This window comes from Streptomyces sp. NPDC029216 (genome assembly GCF_040648015.1).
Lineage (GTDB): Bacteria > Actinomycetota > Actinomycetes > Streptomycetales > Streptomycetaceae > Streptomyces.
In genome coordinates this window covers 16,337-34,816 of sequence record NZ_JBEZWL010000013.1, presented here as the reverse complement: position 1 = coordinate 34,816, position 18,480 = coordinate 16,337, and the positions used below count along the sequence as shown (strand labels likewise).

The following is an 18,480-nucleotide window of genomic DNA, read 5'->3' as shown; positions in this document are numbered from 1 at the left end:
TCCCACCGAAGGCACCCATGCCCACGATCGAGATCCTCTCGCCCCCCATGACGGTCCCGGCCCGACGCGCCGTGGCCGTCCGGCTCACCCGCTTCCTCGCCGCCCGCGGCGTGGCCCCCGGTCACGTCGTCGTGCACTTCACCGCCATCGAACCGAACTCCCTGTTCAGCGGCGGCATGCCGGTCACGGCCCTCACGCCCGCGGACGCGGACGAAGGGCTCCGGTACGCCCGCGTGACCGTGTGCGTGGGCACCGGCCGTGACGAGGCGTTCCGCTCCGAGCTGGCCGAGGAGATCGCCGCCGCGCTCGGCCTGACCGAGCGGACGCCGTTCCTCTACATCGAATTCCGCCCCACCGATCCCTCCCACGTCCACCTCGCCGACCAGGGCCGCCTCCGGTCCGCCGACACCCCGCGAAGGAACCAGCCATGACCGCGACGGTACCCACCATCGAGGAACTGACCCCGCGGGTGCGGGCCGCGCTCACCCCGCTCCTCGGCGACGCCCTCGACTCCGCCGCCGACGACGCCGAACTCGCCCAGGCCCTCGGGGACCGCTACGACAGCCTCACGGCCCTCGAATGCGTCACCGCCGTCGAGACCGCCTTCGGCGTCGAGGTCGACTTCGTCGCCCACGACGTCCGGTACGGCTTCGCCACCGTGGGGCGGATCGCCGCCTTCGTCCGGGACCTGCTGGAGGACCGGACCGCCCTGGATGCCGTCTCGTGACGACGGCCCCGACCGTCCGCCCCACCGGACCGTCCCCCTCCCCCACCGTCGGCCCGGCCGCCGGGATCCCCTTCGAGACCTCCGGCCATACCGGAACCCCGGTGCGGTGGTGGCGCACGCCCGGGCAACTCCACGACGAGGTACGGCTGGTGGCCGCGGCGGGGCTGGGCACCGTCGAGCGGGTCGTCTGCTTCGCCCCGCCCCGCCACCTCTTCGGGCGGCTCTTCGGTGTCGTCCTGCCCGGCCTCCTCGGCGTGCCGGTGGTCCACGCCTGGCGCGACCCCGCCGCCGTACCGTCCCTGAGCGGCGGACCGAGAACGCTCTTCGTGTGCCTGCCGTCGAGTTGGCTGGTCCTGCGCTCCCTGGTCCCGGCCACGGCCGACCACCCGGGCGCCGTCGCCCTGCACGGCACGGGACCGGTCACCGCCACCGCGCGCGACCTGGTCCGCGACCGCCGGGGCACTCCGTTCGACGCCGTCGAGGTCTTCGGCTCCACCGAGACCGGCGCGATCGCGGTCCGCCGGCTGACGGGCACCGACGAGCCGGAACTGCCCTGGCGGCTGCTGGACGACGTCGACGCGCGCATCGGCGAGGACGGCCGGCTGACCGTACGCGGCCCCCGGCTCGCCCGCCCCGACGGCGCCGACCGTCCGCTCGCCTCGTGGCCGACCGACGACATCGTCACCCCCGTCCCGCCGCGGTCCTTCCACTGGCGCGGACGGGCCTCCCGGATGATCAAGGTCAACGGGATCCGCTGCGACCTCGGGGTCGTCGAGCGCGCGGTCGGCTCCGCCTTCCCCGGCGTGGAGATCGTGTGCGCGACGACCGGCGATCCGGTGCGTGGCGAGCGGTACGAGCTGTTCCACACCGGCGGTCCCGACCGCGTCGACGGCCGGGCGATCCGCGCCGCCGTCACCGCGGCCCTGCCGGGCTGCCCCCTGCCCGCCGCCGTGCACGCGGTCGGCCGGATCGCCCGCTCCGACACCGGGAAGCCGCTGCCGCACCGGTCGCCCACCCTCCGGACCACCACGACGGGAACGTTATGACGACCCTGGCCCCCTCCCCACCGCTCTCCCCGTCCGGCGCCCGCCCCACCGCCGTCGCGGAGTTCCTGACGGCCTCACAGTGGGGGGCCACCGTCGCCCTCGGCCCCGAGGACCGGCGCCGCCTGGAAGCGAGCCGCGCCTCCCTGACCGCGATCGCCGCCCGCCGCCCCGTATACGGCCTCACGAGGGGCTTCGGGCCGCTGGTGGACTACGAAGCCGACGGGGACCCGCACGTGCAGGGGACCGGGCTCCTCGACCACCTCACCACCGGCCAGGGCCCGGCCCTGCCCCCGGAGGTCACCCGCACCATGGTCCTGCTGCGCCTGCGCGGCATGCTCCTGGGGCACTCGGCCGTCGCCGTCGACGTATGGGAGGCCCTGGCCGCCCAGTGGAACCAGGGCTTCACCCCGGTGGTGCCCCAGGACGGCAGCCTCAGCGCCAGCGGCGACCTGGTCCCCCTGGCCCATGCCGCCCAGGCCGCGGCCGGCCGCGGCCCGGCCTGGCGGCGGACGCCCGCCGGCACCTGGGAGCAGGTACCGGCGGAGCGGGCCCTGCGGGACCTGGGCCTGGCCCCCGTCCGCTGGGACGCCCGCTCGGCCCTGGCCTTCGCCAACGGCACCAGCGCCTCGCTCGCCCGGGCGCTCCACAACCACGCGCGGCTCCAGGCGCTGGCCCTGGCCGTCGCCGTGGGCTCCGGGCACCTGGCGGGTCTCCTCGGCAGCAGCGCGGAGCCCTACGACGACCGGCTCTCCGCCGTCCGCGGGCATCCCGGCCAGCGCCGGGCCGCGGCGGTGATCCGCGAGGCCCGCAGCGCGGTGGTCCGCGACGAGGACGCCGCCCGCCGGCTGCAGGAGCCCTACTCCCTGCGCTGCGCGCCCCAGGTCGTCGGGGCGGTCCTCGACCAGCTCTCCTTCCAGGAAGCGGTGCTGACGGCCGAGGGCGGGGGCACCACCGACAACCCCGTCTTCGTGGACGGCGACGTCCTGCACGGCGGGAACTTCCACGCGGCACCCGTCGCGCTGGCGAGCGAACAGCACATGCTGTGCCTGCACCACCTCGCCTACCTGGCCGAACGCCAGCTCCATCTGGTGCTCGACCCCCAGCACAACGGCGGCCTGCCCCCCATGCTGACGCCGGCCCCCGGACGCCAGAGCGGACTGGCGGGCGTCCAGATCGCCGCCGGCTCCCACCTGGGCGCGATCCGCCAGCACGGCTACCCGGCCTCGTTCACCCCGGTCCCCACCAACCTGGGCAACCAGGACCACGTCCCCCTGGCGCTCAACAGCGCCAACGCGGTGTCCGCCGCCCTGGACCGCGCCTGGTGGATCACGGCCTCCCTCTGCCTGGCCGTCACCCAGTTCGCCCACCTGAACGGCGTGACGCCTCCGGCGGGGATCTGGGGCGAACTCGCCGCGGACTGGGTCCCCCTGGACCGCGACCGCCCCCTGGCCGACGAGGTCGCCGACACCGCCCGGCGGGTCGAGCGGCACTTCACCACCCCACGGGAACGATGACCATGACGACAGCGACAGACCGCGTCCGCCTGCGGGCCGCCCAGCAGCCGCCCTGGGGGTCCGAGGACCTGCTCCGGCGGGTCCGGGCCGACCTGGCCGGCCTCCCTCCTCTGGTGGACGCCGCCGCGTGCCACCGGCTGCGCGGCGACCTGGCCCGCGCCGCCCGCGGCGCAGCCTTCGTCCTGCAGGGCGGCGACTGCGCGGAGCCCTTCCGTGACTCCGCCCCCGCCCGGATCAGCGCCAAGGCCGCCCATCTCGCCCTGCTCGCCGACCGGTTGGAGGCCCGTGCGGGAGTGCCGGTCGTCCGCGTGGGCCGGTTCGCCGGGCAGTACGCCAAGCCGAGGTCCCAGGACGTCGAGACCTGCGACGGCGTCGCGCTCCCCGTGTACCGGGGTGACGCGGTCAACCGGCCCGAGGCCGACCCCGCCGCGCGCCGGCCGGACCCCGCCCGGCTGCGCGCCGCGTACGACCACGCCGCCGCCTGCCTGGACACCCTGCTGGTCGAGGGGCGCCTGGCCCACGGCCCCGCCGACCGCGCCCCGTCGTCCCCCGTGTACACGAGCCACGAGGCCCTGCTCGTGGACTACGAGGACCCACTGGTCCGCAACGACCACGAGGCGGGCGGCCGCTACGGGTCCTCGGCGCACATGCTCTGGATCGGCGAGCGCACCCGCCGCCCGGACGGGTGGCACGTCCGCTTCGCGGAGGCCGTCACCAATCCGGTCGGCGTCAAGCTCGGCCCGACTGCCACCCCCGAGGAGGTCCGCGAGCTGTGCGAGCGGCTCGCGGCCGGACGGCCCGCCGGACGCCTGTCGCTCATCACGCGGCTGGGCGCCGCCGGGACCGCCCGGCTGCTGCCCGCGCTGGTGGACGCCGCCGCCGGGTTCGCCGGCCGCGTGGTCTGGCTGTGCGACCCGATGCACGGGAACACCGTCCGGCACGGCTCGGGCCGCAAGACCAGGGTGCTGACGGACGTCGAGCGCGAGGTCCGCGACTTCTTCGCCGTCCTGCGCGCCCACGGGGCCCAGCCCGGGGGTCTGCACCTGGAGATGACGCCCGACGACGTGACCGAATGCGTCGACGACCCCGCCGGCCTCGCCACCGGCGCACTGCCCCGGTACCTGTCCTCCTGCGACCCCCGCCTGGCTCCCGCCCAGGCCGACCGCCTGATCACGGTGGCGGCCGGACTGCTCGAACGAAAGGACGCCCTGTGACCGCCCCGGACACCGACCGCCCGCACATCGTGGTCATCACACGATGGCAGGAGCGCTACGCCGAATACGGCCGCTACCTCGACCACGCGCGGAACACGGTCACCTACATCGCCACCGAGGTGGCCCTCCCTGCGGTACCCGCCCCGGCCACCGACGTCGTGACCGTGACCCGGACCGACGACCTCGACGAGGTCCGCCCGGCCCTGAACCTGCTGGCCTCGCGCCACGGGCGGCCGAGCAGGATCGTCGCCCTCAAGGAGGACGACCTGCTCACGGCCGCGGCCCTGCGCGTCGAGTGGGACTGTCCCGGGGACCGCCCCGAGGACCTGCTGCGGTTCCGCGACAAGTACCTGATGGTGGACCGGGTACGGGCCGCCGGCGTGCCCACCCCCGCGACCGCGGCCGTGGCCGGCGCCGACGAGGTCATGGAGTTCGCCGCCGCCCACGGCCTGCCGGTGGTGGTGAAGCCCCGGATCGGCAGTTCGAGCGCCGGGGTCCGCCTCGTCTCGGGGGCCGAGGACCTGATCGGGGTCGACTGGAGCGACCCGATGCTCGTCCAGGAGTACCTGCCGCACCGGATCCACCACGTGGACGGCGTCTTCGACGGCTCCCGGCTGCTGTGCTGGCGGGCCTCCCGCTACGTCAACACCTGCCTGGGCTTCCGCGAGGGCACCTTCCTGGGCTCCGTCGAGGTCGACGACCCGGCGGTCCTGGGACCGATCGGCGAGCACACCCGGGCCGCCATGGCCGCGCTCACCGACCGCCCCACCCCCTTCCACCTGGAGGTCTTCTTCGACGAGGAGACCGGCGCCTGCCGGTTCCTGGAGGTCGGCGCGCGCGTCGGAGGCGCCGAGATCCCGTTCGTGTGGCGCGAACTGCACGGCTACGACCTCATGGAGGCCGCCTTCCGCATCCAGCTCGGGCTGCCCGCCGGACCCGCCCCGCGCCCGGCGGACTCCGACGAGGTCGGCGGCTGGCTGCTCGTCCCGGCCCCCGAGGCCCGGCCCTGCCGCATCACCCACGTCACCCCGATGGTCGGCCGCGAACCGGGGCCCTACGCACAGGCCCTGCTGGAGCCGGGCGAGGTCCTGCCCGCGGCCGACGCCTACTACGAACACGTCGGCGGCCGGTTCCGGTTCCGGGCGGCCGACGGGACCGCCGTCGAGCGGGCCCTGACCGCGACGGCCGCCGCGTTCCGGGTGAGCGCCGAGCCCGTCGGCGAACTCAGCCCCGTGCACTGACCACCAGCGACCCCAGGAGAGCCACCCCATGTCCGTCAAGGGCCACGTCGTCATCGTCGACGCCTACCACCCCACCCGACGCCTCGCCCCGGAGTTCGTCAAGGCCGGCTACGCCTGCGTCCGCGTGCAGAGCACCCCCGAGATCCCGAAGGTGTACCGGTCCACCTTCAGCCTCGACAACTACGCCGCCAACATCGTGCACCGGGGCGACCTGGCCGAGACCGTACGCGCCGTCTCGGCGTACGGCCCCGTCGCCGTGGTGCCCGGCGGCGAGTTCGGCGTCGAGTTCGCCGACGTGCTCAGCGAGGCGCTGTCCCTGCCGACCAACGGCACCGCCCTCAGCCCGGCCCGCCGGGACAAGTACACGATGGTGGAGACAATCAAGCGGGCCGGCGTCCCCGGCTCCGAACAGATCCTCGTCTCCGACGAGGAGCAGCTGCGGGAGTGGCACACCAAGCTGGGCCGGCGCGTCGTGGTCAAGCCGATCCGCTCGACGGGCGGGGACGGCATCCACTTCTGCGACACCCCCGACGAGTCGGTGGCCGCGTACCGGGCCCTGGCCCGGGCCGAGAACTTCTTCTCCGTCGGCAATGAGGGAGTGGTCGCCCAGGAGTACCTGGTGGGCGGCGAGTACGTGGTCAACACCGTGAGCCGGGACGGCGAGCACCACGTCACCGACATCTGGAAGACGACCCGTATCACCGCCAACGGGGTCCTCGACCTGTGCGACTCGGTGCACCTGCTGACCCGCCGCTCCCCCGAGGGCGAGGTCCTCGGCCGCTACGCGTACGACGTGCTCGACGCCCTCGGCATCCGGCACGGTCCCGGCCACCTGGAGATCAAGCTGACTCCGGACGGCCCCCGGCTGGTGGAGGCCGGTGCCCGCATCGCCGGCGGTGACATCCCGTTCTACGCCTCCCTGGGCACCGGTTCCTCCCAGATCGACTGGACGGTGGACGCCTACGTCGCCCCCGAGCGCTTCCACGAGCGCCGCGCGGAGGACTACGTAGTCCGGCAGCACTTCGCCTCCGTGGCGATGATCTCCCCCAAGTCCGGGACGCTGAAGGGGTTCCGGAACCTGGACGTGATCGAGAAGCTGGAGAGCCTCCACGAGATCCGTACCCTCGTCGCGCCCGGCGGCGAGATCCGTCCGACCGTCGACGACCTGACGTATCCCATGATCGTCAACCTGCGGCACGAGGTCGCCGAGGTCGTCCTCCGCGACTACGGCACCCTCCGTTTCCTCGACGGCGAAGGGCTCTACGAACTGTCATGAGCACCCCGACCGACACCGCCGCTCCCAACACCCCCGCTCCCGAGGCCGCCCTGCCCGAAGTCCTCGCCCTCCCCCTGGCCGAGCGCCACCGGCTCCTCGTGACCGGGCAGCTCGGGGCCGAGGAGTTCCGCACCCCGGCCGCCGACTGGGCGGCCGCCGCGGACGGCCGGTACCGGGCCTGCGCCGAACTCCGCGAGCCCACCGGGGCCGCCCTGCGGCTCGGCGTCAAGGACACCGTGGACGTCCGCGGCTTCGCCACCCGCCTCGGGCTGCGCCACTACCGGCACCACCCGCGCACCACGGCCGCCGTGCTCCGGGGCGTCACCGGCGCCGAGGTGACGGCCAAGGTGGTCACCACCGAACTGAACATCGCCGTGGGCTCGGGGTGCGTGAACCCCTTCTTCCCGCACATCGATCCGGCCGGCTCCAGCACCGGATCGGCCGTGGCCGTGGCCGGAAACGTCTGCGACGTGTCCCTGGGCACCGACGTCCTGGGCTCCGTCCGCTGGCCCGCGGGCCGCTGCGGCGTGGTGGGCCTGCGCGTCACCCACCATCCGCGCAACCTGCCCGGGATCTTCCCGCTGTCCCCCGCCATGGACGCCCCGGGGTGGGTCACCCGCACCGCCGACGACATGGCCTTCGCCTGGCACCACCTGGGGCTCGGCGACCCGGTGCCGGACGGACTCCGGCTGCGCGTGGGCATCCCGCGGGAACTGCGCGCGGACGGCGTCGTCGACCCGGAGATCGCCGAGGCGCTCGACCTGACCGCGTCCCTCCTGCGCTCCGCCGGACACGAGGTGGTCGGGGCGGACCTCGGGGAGCTGTGGGAATGCCGGGGTAACGCCTGGCAGTTGTGCGCGCGCGACGCCTGGAACGGGTACCGGCAGTGGGGCGACCGCATCGGGGACGACCTGCTCGGCTCCACCTTCGCCGCGCTGCGGGTCGGTGCCGCGGTCGGGGACGCCGAGTACGCCGCCATCCGCGACCGCATGGCCCGGCTGCGCGCCCGGACCGCCGCCTGGTTCACCGAACGCCGGGTGGACGCCTGGCTGTTGCCGCTGGATCCGGCACTGCCGCGCCCGCGGGGCGCGGTGGCCGCCGCGGACTCCACCATCCCCGCCCCCGACGACCCGCGCTACGACCGGGAGATCGGGTTCACCCCCGTCGCCAGCTTCGCCGGCCTCCCCGCGATCACCTTCCCCGTCGCCGTCCACCCGGCCGCCGGCGCGCCCGTCGCCGTACAGCTGATGGCCGGCGCCGGCCGGGAGGCGGCGCTCATCGCGGCGGCCCGGGACGTCTCCCGGGCGCTCGGCGGGCTCGACCTGCGCCCGCGCGACCCCGGCGGCCCACCCGCCCGTGAAAACCAGGAGGAACAGCCATGGTGACGTCCCGTCGGAGTGCGGGCGGGCTCGGCCTGCTGCACCTCGCCGTCTTCGGCGGTTACGCCGGGCAGCAGATCCTCACCCCGGTGCTGCCGCCGCTCGCCCGGGAGCTGTCCATCAGCGAGTTCCAGTACGGGATGGTGATGAGCGCGTCCGCCGCCGTGGTGGCGCTCGTCAGCCCGGTGTGGGGGCGGCGCGCCGACGTGTGGGGCCGCAAACCCCTCATGGTGATGGCCCTGTTCGGTGCCGCGCTGGGACTGCTGGCCTTCGCCGCCTTCGCCCACCTTGGTCTGCGGGGCGTCCTGGGCACGACCGCCGTCTTCGTCCTGCTGCTGCTCGCCCGCGGGATCCTGTTCGGCGGCTCGCTCGCGGCCCTTCCCGTCGCGGCCCAGGCCTACGTCGCCGACACCTCCGTCGGGGACGAGGAACGGGTCAAGGGCATCTCCCGCGTCGGCGCCGCCGTCGGCCTCGCCCTCGTCCTGGGCCCCGGGCTCGGGGGCCTCCTCGGCGACCTGGGCATGCTGCCCGCCCTGTACACGGCGCCCGTGCTGATCGGGCTCGTCGGCGTGCTGGTGTGGATCCGGCTGCCCGCCGAGGAGCGGCGCTCCGACCGCAAGGGCGTCACCGGACGGCTGAGCCCGGCGGATCCCCGCATCCGGGCCCTGCTGCTGGTCGGTGCCGGGATCTACCTGTCCACCAGTCTGCTCCAGACCAGCATCGGCTTCCTGCTGATGGACCGTCTGGACCTGGACGCCGCCAGGACGGTGGAGCTGTCCGGCATGGTGCTCCTGGCCGGCGGCCTGCCCATGCTCCTCGTCCAGGGGGTGCTCATCCCCAAGCTGGCCTGGCGCCCCCAGCGGCTCCTGCTGGTGGGCGTGCCCCTGACCACCGTCGCCTTCGCGGCCATCTGCCTGGCCGACTCGCTGCCGGCGTTCCTGGCCGCCGTCACCCTGTCGGGGTTCGGGCACAGCTTCGCGATCCCCGGCTACAACTCGGCGCTGAGCCTGAGCGTGGGCCCCGACGAGCAGGGCCGGGCGGCCGGTCTCAGCGCCTCCGCCAACGCCGTCACCCTGGTCCTCGGGCCCCTCGCCGCGACGAGCCTGTACCAGCTCGACCCCGCGCTGCCCTTCGCCGTCGGGGCGGTCGCCCTCGCGGTGCTGTTCCTCGGCCTGCTCGCCCGTCGCTCGGGCGCGCCGGGCGCGGCCGAGCCGGCCCCGGCGGCCGACGGCCACCGCTGACCGTCCGGCCCTCCCCGACCCCTCGACCGGAGAACCCACACATGTCCGCACCTCCGCTGACCCCCGTACCAGAGCAGGAAACCCGGGCGGCCGCCGCGCCCGAGGAGGGCCTGCGCCGCGAACTCGGCCGGTGGACCCTGACCGCCATCGCCTTCGGCGGCATGATCGGGTCCGGCTGGCTCTTCAGCGCGTACTACGCCGCCCGGCTCGCCGGCCCGGCCGCCCTGCTGTCCTGGCCCGTCGCCGGGGCGGCGATGATGCTGGTGGGCCTCGTCCTGGTCCAGCTCGGCGCGACCCGGCCGCGGGCCGGGGGCATGGTCCGCTGGCCCCTGGAGGCCAGCGGACCCCTGGTGGGGACGGCCATCGGATGGGCCGTGCTGCTCTCCGTGGCCAGTGCGCTGGCCGCCGAGGCCTCGGCGATCGCCCAGTACGCCGCCCACTACGTCCCCGGCCTCTACCGGGACGGCCGCCTCACGGCCCGGGGCACCGTCGCGGCCGTGGCCCTGCTGGCCCTGCTCGCGCTCCTGAACTGGTTCGGGGTCCGGCTGTTCGCCCGGATCACCACGGCGCTGACCGTCTTCAAGTTCGGTGTCCCGCTGCTCACCATCGCCGCGCTGACGGCCGCGGGCTTCGACTCCGGCACCGTCGAGGCTGGCGGTGGCCTCGCCCCCTACGGCTGGTCGGCCGCCCTGACCGCGGTGGCGGGCGCCGGGATCATCTACACCTTCAACGGCTTCGCGGCCCCCATCGAGCTGTCCGCGGAGGCCCGCGACCCCCGCCGCGACCTGCCCCGCGCCGTGATCACGGCCATCGTCCTGGCGATCGTGCTGTACACGGTGCTGCAGCTGGTCTTCCTGTTCACGGTCCCCGCCGGGCAGTTGGGCGGCGGCTGGCACGGGCTCGACTTCGACTCCCCGTTCGGGCAGCTCGCGATCGCCCTCAACCTCGGCTGGCTGGCCACGCTGATCTACGCGGACGCGGTCCTCTCGCCCACCGGGGCCGCGGGCATCTTCGTGGCGTCCGGCAGCCGCGAGACGTACGCCGCCGCCCGCAACGGCGTCCTGCCGGCCTTCTTCACCGCCGTCCATCCCGCTTCCGGGGTCCCCCGGCGCACCCTGCTCGCCAACTTCGTGCTCGCCACGGTCTTCCTCGCGCCCTTCCGGGGCTGGCAGGAGATCATCGGTGTGGTCGGCGTCCTCTCCCTGCTCACCTACTCCGCCTGCTCGGTGGCCGTGAGCACCTTCCAGGCGACCGACCGGGACCCGGGCGTGTGGCGGATGCGGGCCATGCGGTGGGTGGCCCCCGCCGGTTTCGTCGTCTCCTCGGAGCTGATCCACTGGGCCGGGTGGGTCCATCTGCGGGTGGCGCTGCCGATGATGCTGACGCCCGTGGCCGTCTTCGCCTTCAGGTACCGTCGGGACCGGCACCGGCTGGTCGCGGAACTGCGTTCCGGGCTCTGGTTCGTGGCCTACCTGGCGGTGCTCCTCACCGCGGCCGCCGTCGGTGCCACGGGCGGTACCGGTCGGCTCCCCGCGCCGTGGGACTCCGTGGCCGTGGGCGCCGCCGCGCTCCTGTTCCACCGATGGGGTGTCCGCAGTGGCGCCCGTCGCACCCGATGAAACGCTCTGGGAGGCTTTCCATGACCAGGACCGTGGTAGTGAGTGGCGGGGGCACCGGCATCGGCCGTGCCGTCTGTGCGGCCTTCGCCGCCGAGGGGGCCCGGGTGATCGCCGTCGGGCGCCGCAAGGACGTGCTGGAGCGGACCGCGGCCGAACTGACCGAGCGTCACGAGGGCAGCGGCGGCCGGGTGCTGGCCCTGGACGCCGATCTCGCCCTCCCCGAGGAGGCGGACCGGGTCCGCGACGAGGTGCTCGCGCTCGGCGGCCCGGTGGACGTCCTGGTCAACGCGGCCGGCGGCGACGTCCTGATCGGGGTTCCCGACGAGGTCGCGGCGGGCACGTCCGGAGCGGCCTGGCACTGGACCGAGAACTTCCGCTCGAACGTCCTCAGCGCCGTCCTCCTGACCGAGGCCCTCCACCCGGTGATCACCTCGCCCGGCGGCCGGATCGTGATGATCAGCTCCATCGCCGCGTACCGGGGGTCGGGGGCGGGGTCGTACGCGGGCGCCAAGGCGGCCCTGCACCCGTACGTGTACGACCTCGCCGCGGCCCTCGGCCCCCGGGGCGTCACGGTGAACGCGGTGGCTCCCGGCTACATCGAGCAGACGGAGTTCTTCGGTGCCGACGGTCTCGGCGCCGACCGCCACGAGCTCCTGGTCGGCCAGACCCACACCGGCCGGGCGGGGGTCCCGGACGACATCGCGGGGACGGTCGCCTGGCTGGCCTCCCCTGCGGCCTCCCAGGTGACGGCGCAGATCATCCAGGTGAACGGCGGCGCCGAGCGAGGCCGCTGACCATCCGTCACCGCCCGGCGGTGACGACCCGGCTGCGGAGCAGCTTCTTGTCCGGCTTGCCCGCGTCGGTCAGGGGCAGCGCGTCGGCGAAGGTGATGTCCGCCGGCTCGTACATGGCTCCCTTCCTGTCGCGCACCAGGGCGCACAGTTCCTTCGCGTCGACGTCCCCGCCCGGGGTGCGGACGACCACGGCGTGGACCCGTTCCATGAGGTTGGCGTCGGGGACTCCGAACACCGCGCTCTGCAGGACCTGGGGGTGGGAGTTCAGCACGTCCTCCAGTTCCACCGTGTACACGTGGCCTCCCACCACCACGATCATGTCCTTCAGCCGGTCCACGATCGTGAGGTAGCCGTCCGCGTCGACGAACCCGATGTCACCGGTGTGGAGCCAGCCGTCCCGCAGTACCTCCGCGGTGAGCTCGGGCTGCTTCCAGTAGCCCTTCATCACCTGCGGGGAGCGGACGCAGATCTCGCCGTGCTCGCCGGCGGGCAGGTGGCGTCCGTCGGCGTCGCGGATGGCCACCTCGACGCCCTCCATGACCTTCCCGGCGGTGCGCAGCAGCCACGGGCGCTGCGGATCGTGGTCCTCGGGGGAAAGGATGCTGATCCCGCCGGCCTCGTTCTGGCCGTAGAACTGGTTGAGGACGGGCCCGAAGCGCCGGACCGCCGCCGCGAGGCGGGTCGGGGAGGAGGCGCAGCCCCCGTAGGTGAGCATGCGCAGGCTGGAGGTGTCGGTGCGGTCGACCTCGGGGTGGTCCATCAACTGGTAGAGGAGCGGCGGCAGCAGGAACGTGTGGGTGATGCGCTCGCGTTCGACGGCGGCGAGCACGGCGCCGGCTTCGAACTCGTCCAGCAGGACGACGGTGCCGCCGCCGTGCAGCGTGTTGTCCGCCATGAAGCCGGCCGCGTGCGCGAGGGTGGTGCACACGAGGGCCTTGACCGGACCTTCGTCGGACCGGTCCGGTGCGATCGACACCCACTGCTCGAAGGTCGTGCAGATGGCCTTGGGGTGGCCGGTGGTGCCGCCGGTGTGGCGGATGGTGCAGATGTCCTGCGGATGCGCCGCTCCTGGAAACGCGTCGGCGGATTCCTCGGCGGCGAGCTGCACCAGGTCCGTGGCCAGGTCCGGGTCCGGGTCCGTGCCCGTGCCTCCGCCGAGGAACAACACCCGTTCCAGCGGCACCCGCCGGGCCAGGGCGGCGGCGCGGTCGCGGTGGGCGGGGTCGACTATCAGTGCCTGGGTCTCGACGTCCCGGAGGATGTCGGCGTGCACATCGGCCGAAAGGCCGGCATAGAGGTGGTTCACGGCGCAGCCGAGCAGCCCGGCGGCGTAGCGGGCCGCGATGGTCTCGGGGAGGTTGCCGGCCAGGAGGGTGACCGTCTGGCCGCGCCCCACCCCCTGGGAGCGCAGGGCGCGTGCCATGCCGTGGACGAGGCCGCGTAATTCACCCGCGCTGACGCGCCGTTCCCGGTGTACCAGGGCCTCACGGCCGGGTTCTTCTGCCAGGGCGTCAAGGATCGCTTCCACGTGGCTGCGGAAGTGTTCGGTGGTGGAGTCCATACCCATCCCCATTGGTTGACTTGAGCAACTAGCGGGAGGTTATCGACTGGTGATCCACAAGCCCAAGCCGGACGCCGATATCCGGCCAATACGCCGCCCTGTCAGATGTCGAGGGCGCCGGGGAACGGTCCGTGCCCGACACCGGGCGCGGTGACGGCCAGCCAGCCGTGGCCGCTCATGGGGGTGCTCTCGTCGATCTGCTCCGGATCGACGGTCACCGCTTCCGCCACCTCGTTGGCATTCGTCTCGCACGAGGCGTTCGGTTCGTACAGGCCGGGCTCCCAGTGTTCGTCCTCCGTCTGCGGGACCTCCCAGGGCAGCGGCTCGCCGGTCCAGGCCGGCTCGCGGTAGGTCTGGTAGGAGCGGATCACCCGGCCCTGCTCGGCGATCAACCAGCCGTGCTCGTCGTCGTAGGCGTCGCGGAAGTAGAAGTGGGCCTGCCCGCAGCGCGCGCTGATCCGGGCCGACAGCTCCTCGGCGTCGCGTACGCACACCGGGCCGCCGAACACCATCCGCCAGCCCGCGAACTCGGGTGTGACGAAGGCCCGGCAGACCGTCCTCTCCTCGCCGTCGGGGCCGGTGATCACGGCCGTGTCGTGATGCAGCGCCGACATGCCCATGGCCATGGTCGCGGGGATGCGGTCGCGCAGCCCCAAGGCCTCGAACACCCCCTCGTACGTGGCGGCCGGTACCGCGATCCACACGAACGGGCAGTGGTGGTCCAGCGGCCGGTCGTCCGGCAGCTTGATCCGGACGAGGCGCTCCAGCGCCCGCCGGTCCCGGTCGTCCAGCGCATCCCCGGCACCGATCATCGCGAGCGCGTGCAACGCATGGCGGCGCAGCGCGCCCGGGCCGTTGCGCCGTATCCCCAGGAGGGCGCCGACCCCTTCGGGTCCGAGCTCCTTCAGGTCCTTTTCGGCCCGCCACAGGGCGTCCCGGCGGGCGATCTGCGACAGGAGTGACTCAAGGGTCAGGTTCTGCGTGCTCATGATGCCGACCCTAAAGCCTCCACCCGAACGGGCGGACGGACGCACGGAAGGCCATTATCGTCAATCCGACGAAAATGAGTTAGGCTCGGACCCATGAGCAGCACGCAGAACGAGATGGATGAAGAACTGGCCGCACAGGCAGCCGAGTTGGTGACGGGGTGGGTATCGGCGGACACCCCGCTGACGGAGAGTCAGGGGTGGAAGCTGGTGGGCCTCCAGCACCCCGGCTCCAGCCACACGGAGATGTGGGTGTGGGACGACGTCCTGCGGTGGGAACGCGATCTGGCCACGGTCCTGGCCACCGACGACGGCACGGAGGAAAGCGGCGAGCAGATCGCGCGGGCCCGGGCCACGGCCACGTCCGCCATGCGCGGCATGCTGCTCAGGGGTATCCCCGCCGGGGAGAGGGTGAACCAGATCTGGCGCGACGGCGAGGGCCCCGACCCGCGCGAGGAACTGCGCCGGTTCATCGCCACCCACCGGTAGGCGTGCGGGGCTGCGCCAGTGGGCCGGCGCGGCGCTGACGCGCGCACCGGCCCCGTGGGGTCACCGGCCTCCGGACACCGCCTGCGGCATCGTGTGCAGCAGTTCGAGACGGCGCTGTACGGCTTCCGTGGCACCCGGCCGCTGCCCCGGGACACGGCGGCGCAGGGTGACGAGGCGCGGGCCGAGCTCGCGGGCCCTCGCCGCGTCCCGCACGGCCTGCCACTGGTGGTGGGCCCGGTCCACGGCGGCCTCGACCTCCGGTGCGTCCGGGGCCTGGTGGCGGATGAGCCGGGCGTCGACCGCCGCCATCCACAGCTCGCAGCTGCCCGCCGCGTCGCCGGCCACATGAGCGAGGTCGGCCCGCACCTCCAGCCAGTGGATCGCCTGGGCGGATCCCGCACCGTACGTCCGCACCGCCCAGTCCTCCCACCGTGCGGCGAGCGACGCCGCCTGACCGTGCTGCCCCGCGCGCGCAGCGGCGAGGATCGCGGGGAGCGGGTCCTCGGTCACCGCCGGGGCGATCGGCGCCGTGCGTACCGGAAGCGGGGCCGCGGTGGCGCCCATGGCCAGGAGCAGTGCCCCGTCCTGGCCGGCCTGGGCGGCGGCCTTCGCGTGGAGTTCGTCCGGCGGCGGGGTCAGGCCGCTTCGCCAGATGCCCGCCACGGCCTGGAGGTAGGCGGGGTGAGCCATCCGGTTGCGGGGCGGCGCGGGGGTGATACGGCCGTAGAGGGATATCCCGTGGCCCAGGGTGAGGCCGTCCATACCGATCCTCTGCCAGGTGTCGGGCGTCGCGACCAGGTCGACGAAGACGGTGGTGGTCCCCGGACGGCGCGGCTTGAGCTCGCCGGCCAGCCAGGCCCACGGAAGTCCCGTGTAGCGCAGGGTGGACGGGGTCGTCCTAGCGAGGGCCATGTGGAGCGCGTGCTGCCGGGTGTCGAGGTGGAGCTGGCCCGCCAGGAGCAGGGTGAGGGGGCCCTGGGTGGCGGCCGCGGCGCGGATGCGGGTGAGGACGGTCTGCGCGTCCGTCGGATCGGCGAGCTCGACGATGGTCCCGGCTGCGGTGCGGGTCAGGGAGCTGGGTGGGCAGGCCGCCAGGGTGGGCAGGACGCGGGTGGCGTCGATCAGTCGGCCCTTGCCGACCGGGGCGGCCGCGAGCAGCAGCGCGGTCCCGGGGGCGGTCGTCGTCTCGGCTGTGGTCACACCAGCACCGTACGCCCTCAACGGACCGGGCCGGCGCCCGAGTAGCGCTCGTTCGGCCGTCGCGGGGTGGGGCGCGCTACCGGTACTCGTCCTACAGGGTGATCGCCAGCAGGATCACGGCCACCGGCGGAACCAGCGCGGCCCGCCCGGCCCAGCGTGCCGCCCGGGCGAGGCCGGGTCGGGCGGACAGCAGCCGGGACGCCACCACCAGCAGCGGGGCAGCCGTCCAGGAGGCCCACCACAAGGGCATGACGAGCGCCACGGTCCCGGGGTGGGCGTCCGCCGCCATCGGAGCGAGGGCCCCGAAGAAGAAGGCCACGGGGATGAGGGCCGCGGTCCAGGCCGTCATCCACATCGACACCCCGTCCGGGCCCGGGTCCTCGGCGGGACGGGCGGTGGTGGGGGCCGGGGTCGGGGTCGTCTCGCGCATGGGCACAGTCCAGCAGCCCGGGAGCGCGTACGCCTGAGCGGATGTACTCAGGAACACCCCGTACCAGGTACTCGGTCGGGCCGGGTCAGGCGGCCGCCAGCGGCGGGCGGGCAGGAACCGCCAGGGCCACTCCCAGCGCGCAGCCGACGAGAAGACCCACGCCGTGATTGTTGGTGAGGAGGCACAGGACGAGACCGGCGGCGGGGATGAGGAGAGCCGCCCACCGCAGGGTGACGACGCTGCCGCGCACGGCGTACCAGGTGGCGAGTGCGCCCACGAGGCCGCAGATCGCCACCGAGTCGCCGCCTCCCCGGACGCTCCAGCCGGACATGCTCACCGCCTGCGCGGTGACACCGCTCGCCGCGAAGACCAGTGCCGTCCGCCAGGGGCCGAACTGCCGCTCGGCAACCGGCGCGACGACCGCCAGCGCGGCCAGGTTCAGCAGGAGCTGGAACCCTCCTGACGACTGCACCAGCAAGGCGGTCACGGCCCGCCACCACGCACCGTCGGGGTGGCGCTCCAGCGCATCGACCGTGGCGGGGGCGACCGTCTGGGCCACGCCGAGCACCGCCATGGCGGCCATCAGCCCCGCGGCGACCCTCGGGACCGGCCGCCGCCAGGCCCGCAGCAAGGCGAGCGGAGGCGGCGCCTCCACGCCGTCCACCGCAGCGAGCACCACCAGGAGCTGGATGCCCGACGCGACGACGACCGCCGCGCACCCGTAGAGCAACACACTATGCATGTCCATGATCAAACCCTGTCAGACGGCCCTTCTTGAACGAACACGGCTCGTAAAGTGAAGGCCAAAGATCGGGCGGGTGGTGGCGGAGGGTGCACAGATGGCCAGGTGGAAGCGGGCGCTGGACGCGGCGGGGGTGCGCGATCCGGGGTTGCGCGCGGACTACAGCCGTCAGCGGCGGCAAGTCATGCGGTACAAGCCGGAGATCACCCTGGCCGCCGGTCTGCTGATGCCCGGCCGCATGGTCCCCCACCTCATCGCAGCCGCCTGGTTCATGCACCACACCGACACCCTCCTCGACAGCGGCCCCGTGGCCGGACGCCGGGCGGCGTTCGCCCGCTGGCGCGACGACGCCACCGAGAGCCTCGCCGCCGGCCGCACCGCACACCCCGAGCTGCGGGCCCTGCTCAACAGCGCCCGCGCACACCCCGTCCTGCACGACCGGGTGCGCGACTATCTCGACGCGGCCGACTGGGACCTCGACTTCACCGGGTTCGCCACCGACGGCGACTACCAGGCCTACGTGGACGGGTACGCGCTGCCCGGGGCCATGGTGGTCCTGGGGCTGCTCGGCCCCGAGGGCGACCAGAGCGCCTACCGGGCCGCCTGCCGGACCTTCATCGACGCCTGCCAGCGGCTCGACTTCGTCAACGACCTCGCGGAGGACCTGGCGGGCGGGCGGCTGTACATCCCCGAAGCAGCCCTGGAGCGGCACGGCGTCACCCGCGCCGACCTGGAACAGGGCCGCGACCTGCCCGGCGTACGGGCCCTGATCGACGCCCAGCTCGACGAGGCGGACCGCACGATGGCCCGGTGCGCGGACCTGCCCGAGCTGGCCCCGCCCGCCCACCGCCCCCTGCTCCGATGCCTGATCGGAACGGAACGTCTGACCCTGACCGCCGCCCGAACCGCCCCCGCCGCCCTCCTGCACGACTCCGCCGGCCCGTCCAAGTCCGCGGCGCTACGCCTGCTGGTACGCGAGTACCTCCGGGCCCGCCGCTCCTCAACTCCCAAATAGATTCCG

Annotated in this window: 18 protein-coding genes; 13 read left to right on the top strand and 5 right to left on the bottom strand. The window is 74.0% G+C overall.

Annotated elements, in window-relative coordinates; genetic code table 11:
- Positions 1-17: 17 nt before the first annotated feature.
- Genes AB0F18_RS07905 through AB0F18_RS07855 form a run of 11 tightly spaced genes read left to right on the top strand, consistent with a single transcriptional unit; the run spans position 18 to position 12,051 of the window.
- Positions 18-431, top strand: a complete 414-nt coding sequence (locus tag AB0F18_RS07905) for a hypothetical protein (protein WP_362056133.1) — start codon at positions 18-20, stop codon at positions 429-431.
- The gene (locus tag AB0F18_RS07900; protein ID WP_362056131.1) at positions 428-727 is read left to right on the top strand and encodes a phosphopantetheine-binding protein; all 300 of its coding nucleotides are present in this window, start codon (positions 428-430) and stop codon (positions 725-727) included. Before AB0F18_RS07905 ends, AB0F18_RS07900 begins: the two co-directional genes overlap by 4 nt.
- Complete coding sequence (locus AB0F18_RS07895) at positions 724-1,773, top strand: class I adenylate-forming enzyme family protein (RefSeq protein ID WP_362056129.1); 1,050 nt, start codon at positions 724-726, stop codon at positions 1,771-1,773. Before AB0F18_RS07900 ends, AB0F18_RS07895 begins: the two co-directional genes overlap by 4 nt.
- Positions 1,770-3,287 (top strand): aromatic amino acid ammonia-lyase, encoded by a 1,518-nt coding sequence (locus AB0F18_RS07890; protein ID WP_362056127.1) that lies wholly within the window; start codon positions 1,770-1,772, stop codon positions 3,285-3,287. The genes AB0F18_RS07895 and AB0F18_RS07890 overlap by 4 nt, the downstream gene beginning before the upstream one ends.
- Positions 3,288-3,289: 2 nt before the next feature.
- Entirely contained in the window at positions 3,290-4,501 is a 1,212-nt protein-coding gene (locus AB0F18_RS07885; protein WP_362056125.1) for a 3-deoxy-7-phosphoheptulonate synthase, read from the top strand.
- Complete coding sequence (locus tag AB0F18_RS07880; RefSeq protein ID WP_362056123.1) at positions 4,498-5,742, top strand: ATP-grasp domain-containing protein; 1,245 nt, start codon at positions 4,498-4,500, stop codon at positions 5,740-5,742. The genes AB0F18_RS07885 and AB0F18_RS07880 overlap by 4 nt, the downstream gene beginning before the upstream one ends.
- 28 nt (positions 5,743-5,770) lie before the next feature.
- Complete coding sequence (locus AB0F18_RS07875; RefSeq protein WP_362056121.1) at positions 5,771-7,018, top strand: ATP-grasp domain-containing protein; 1,248 nt, start codon at positions 5,771-5,773, stop codon at positions 7,016-7,018.
- A complete protein-coding gene (locus tag AB0F18_RS07870; RefSeq protein WP_362056119.1) occupies positions 7,015-8,403 on the top strand; it encodes an amidase in 1,389 nt (462 codons plus the stop codon). The genes AB0F18_RS07875 and AB0F18_RS07870 overlap by 4 nt, the downstream gene beginning before the upstream one ends.
- Complete coding sequence (locus AB0F18_RS07865; RefSeq protein WP_362056117.1) at positions 8,397-9,638, top strand: MFS transporter; 1,242 nt, start codon at positions 8,397-8,399, stop codon at positions 9,636-9,638. The genes AB0F18_RS07870 and AB0F18_RS07865 overlap by 7 nt, the downstream gene beginning before the upstream one ends.
- Positions 9,639-9,679: 41 nt before the next feature.
- Positions 9,680-11,257: an APC family permease gene (locus AB0F18_RS07860; RefSeq protein ID WP_362056115.1), complete on the top strand. Its 1,578-nt coding sequence runs from the start codon at positions 9,680-9,682 to the stop codon at positions 11,255-11,257.
- A gap of 20 nt (positions 11,258-11,277) precedes the next feature.
- Positions 11,278-12,051, top strand: a complete 774-nt coding sequence (locus tag AB0F18_RS07855; protein ID WP_362056114.1) for an SDR family oxidoreductase — start codon at positions 11,278-11,280, stop codon at positions 12,049-12,051.
- A 7-nt stretch (positions 12,052-12,058) separates the two neighbouring features.
- Here AB0F18_RS07855 and AB0F18_RS07850 read toward each other — a convergent pair whose 3' ends face one another.
- Together AB0F18_RS07850 and AB0F18_RS07845 are read right to left on the bottom strand one after the other, a co-directional pair.
- The gene (locus AB0F18_RS07850) at positions 12,059-13,612 is read right to left on the bottom strand and encodes an AMP-binding protein (protein ID WP_362056112.1); all 1,554 of its coding nucleotides are present in this window, start codon (positions 13,610-13,612) and stop codon (positions 12,059-12,061) included.
- 101 nt (positions 13,613-13,713) lie between these two features.
- Entirely contained in the window at positions 13,714-14,601 is an 888-nt protein-coding gene (locus AB0F18_RS07845; protein ID WP_362056111.1) for a hypothetical protein, read from the bottom strand.
- Positions 14,602-14,694: 93 nt separating this feature from the next.
- On the opposite strand from AB0F18_RS07845, the gene AB0F18_RS07840 reads away from it, so the two are divergent.
- The gene (locus AB0F18_RS07840) at positions 14,695-15,087 is read left to right on the top strand and encodes a hypothetical protein (RefSeq protein WP_362056109.1); all 393 of its coding nucleotides are present in this window, start codon (positions 14,695-14,697) and stop codon (positions 15,085-15,087) included.
- 60 nt (positions 15,088-15,147) lie between these two features.
- Here the strand turns inward: AB0F18_RS07840 and AB0F18_RS07835 are convergent, their stop codons facing one another.
- The 3 genes from AB0F18_RS07835 to AB0F18_RS07825 form a co-directional block, all read right to left on the bottom strand.
- On the bottom strand, positions 15,148-16,287 hold the full coding sequence (locus AB0F18_RS07835; protein WP_362056107.1) for a hypothetical protein: 1,140 nt from the start codon (positions 16,285-16,287) through the stop codon (positions 15,148-15,150).
- A 91-nt stretch (positions 16,288-16,378) separates the two neighbouring features.
- The gene (locus AB0F18_RS07830) at positions 16,379-16,717 is read right to left on the bottom strand and encodes a hypothetical protein (RefSeq protein WP_362056105.1); all 339 of its coding nucleotides are present in this window, start codon (positions 16,715-16,717) and stop codon (positions 16,379-16,381) included.
- An 85-nt stretch (positions 16,718-16,802) separates the two neighbouring features.
- Entirely contained in the window at positions 16,803-17,465 is a 663-nt protein-coding gene (locus AB0F18_RS07825; protein ID WP_362056103.1) for a rhomboid family intramembrane serine protease, read from the bottom strand.
- A 91-nt stretch (positions 17,466-17,556) separates the two neighbouring features.
- Between AB0F18_RS07825 and AB0F18_RS07820 the strand changes: the two genes are divergently transcribed.
- Entirely contained in the window at positions 17,557-18,474 is a 918-nt protein-coding gene (locus AB0F18_RS07820) for a squalene/phytoene synthase family protein (RefSeq protein ID WP_362056101.1), read from the top strand.
- The last annotated feature ends 6 nt before the right edge of the window (positions 18,475-18,480 follow it).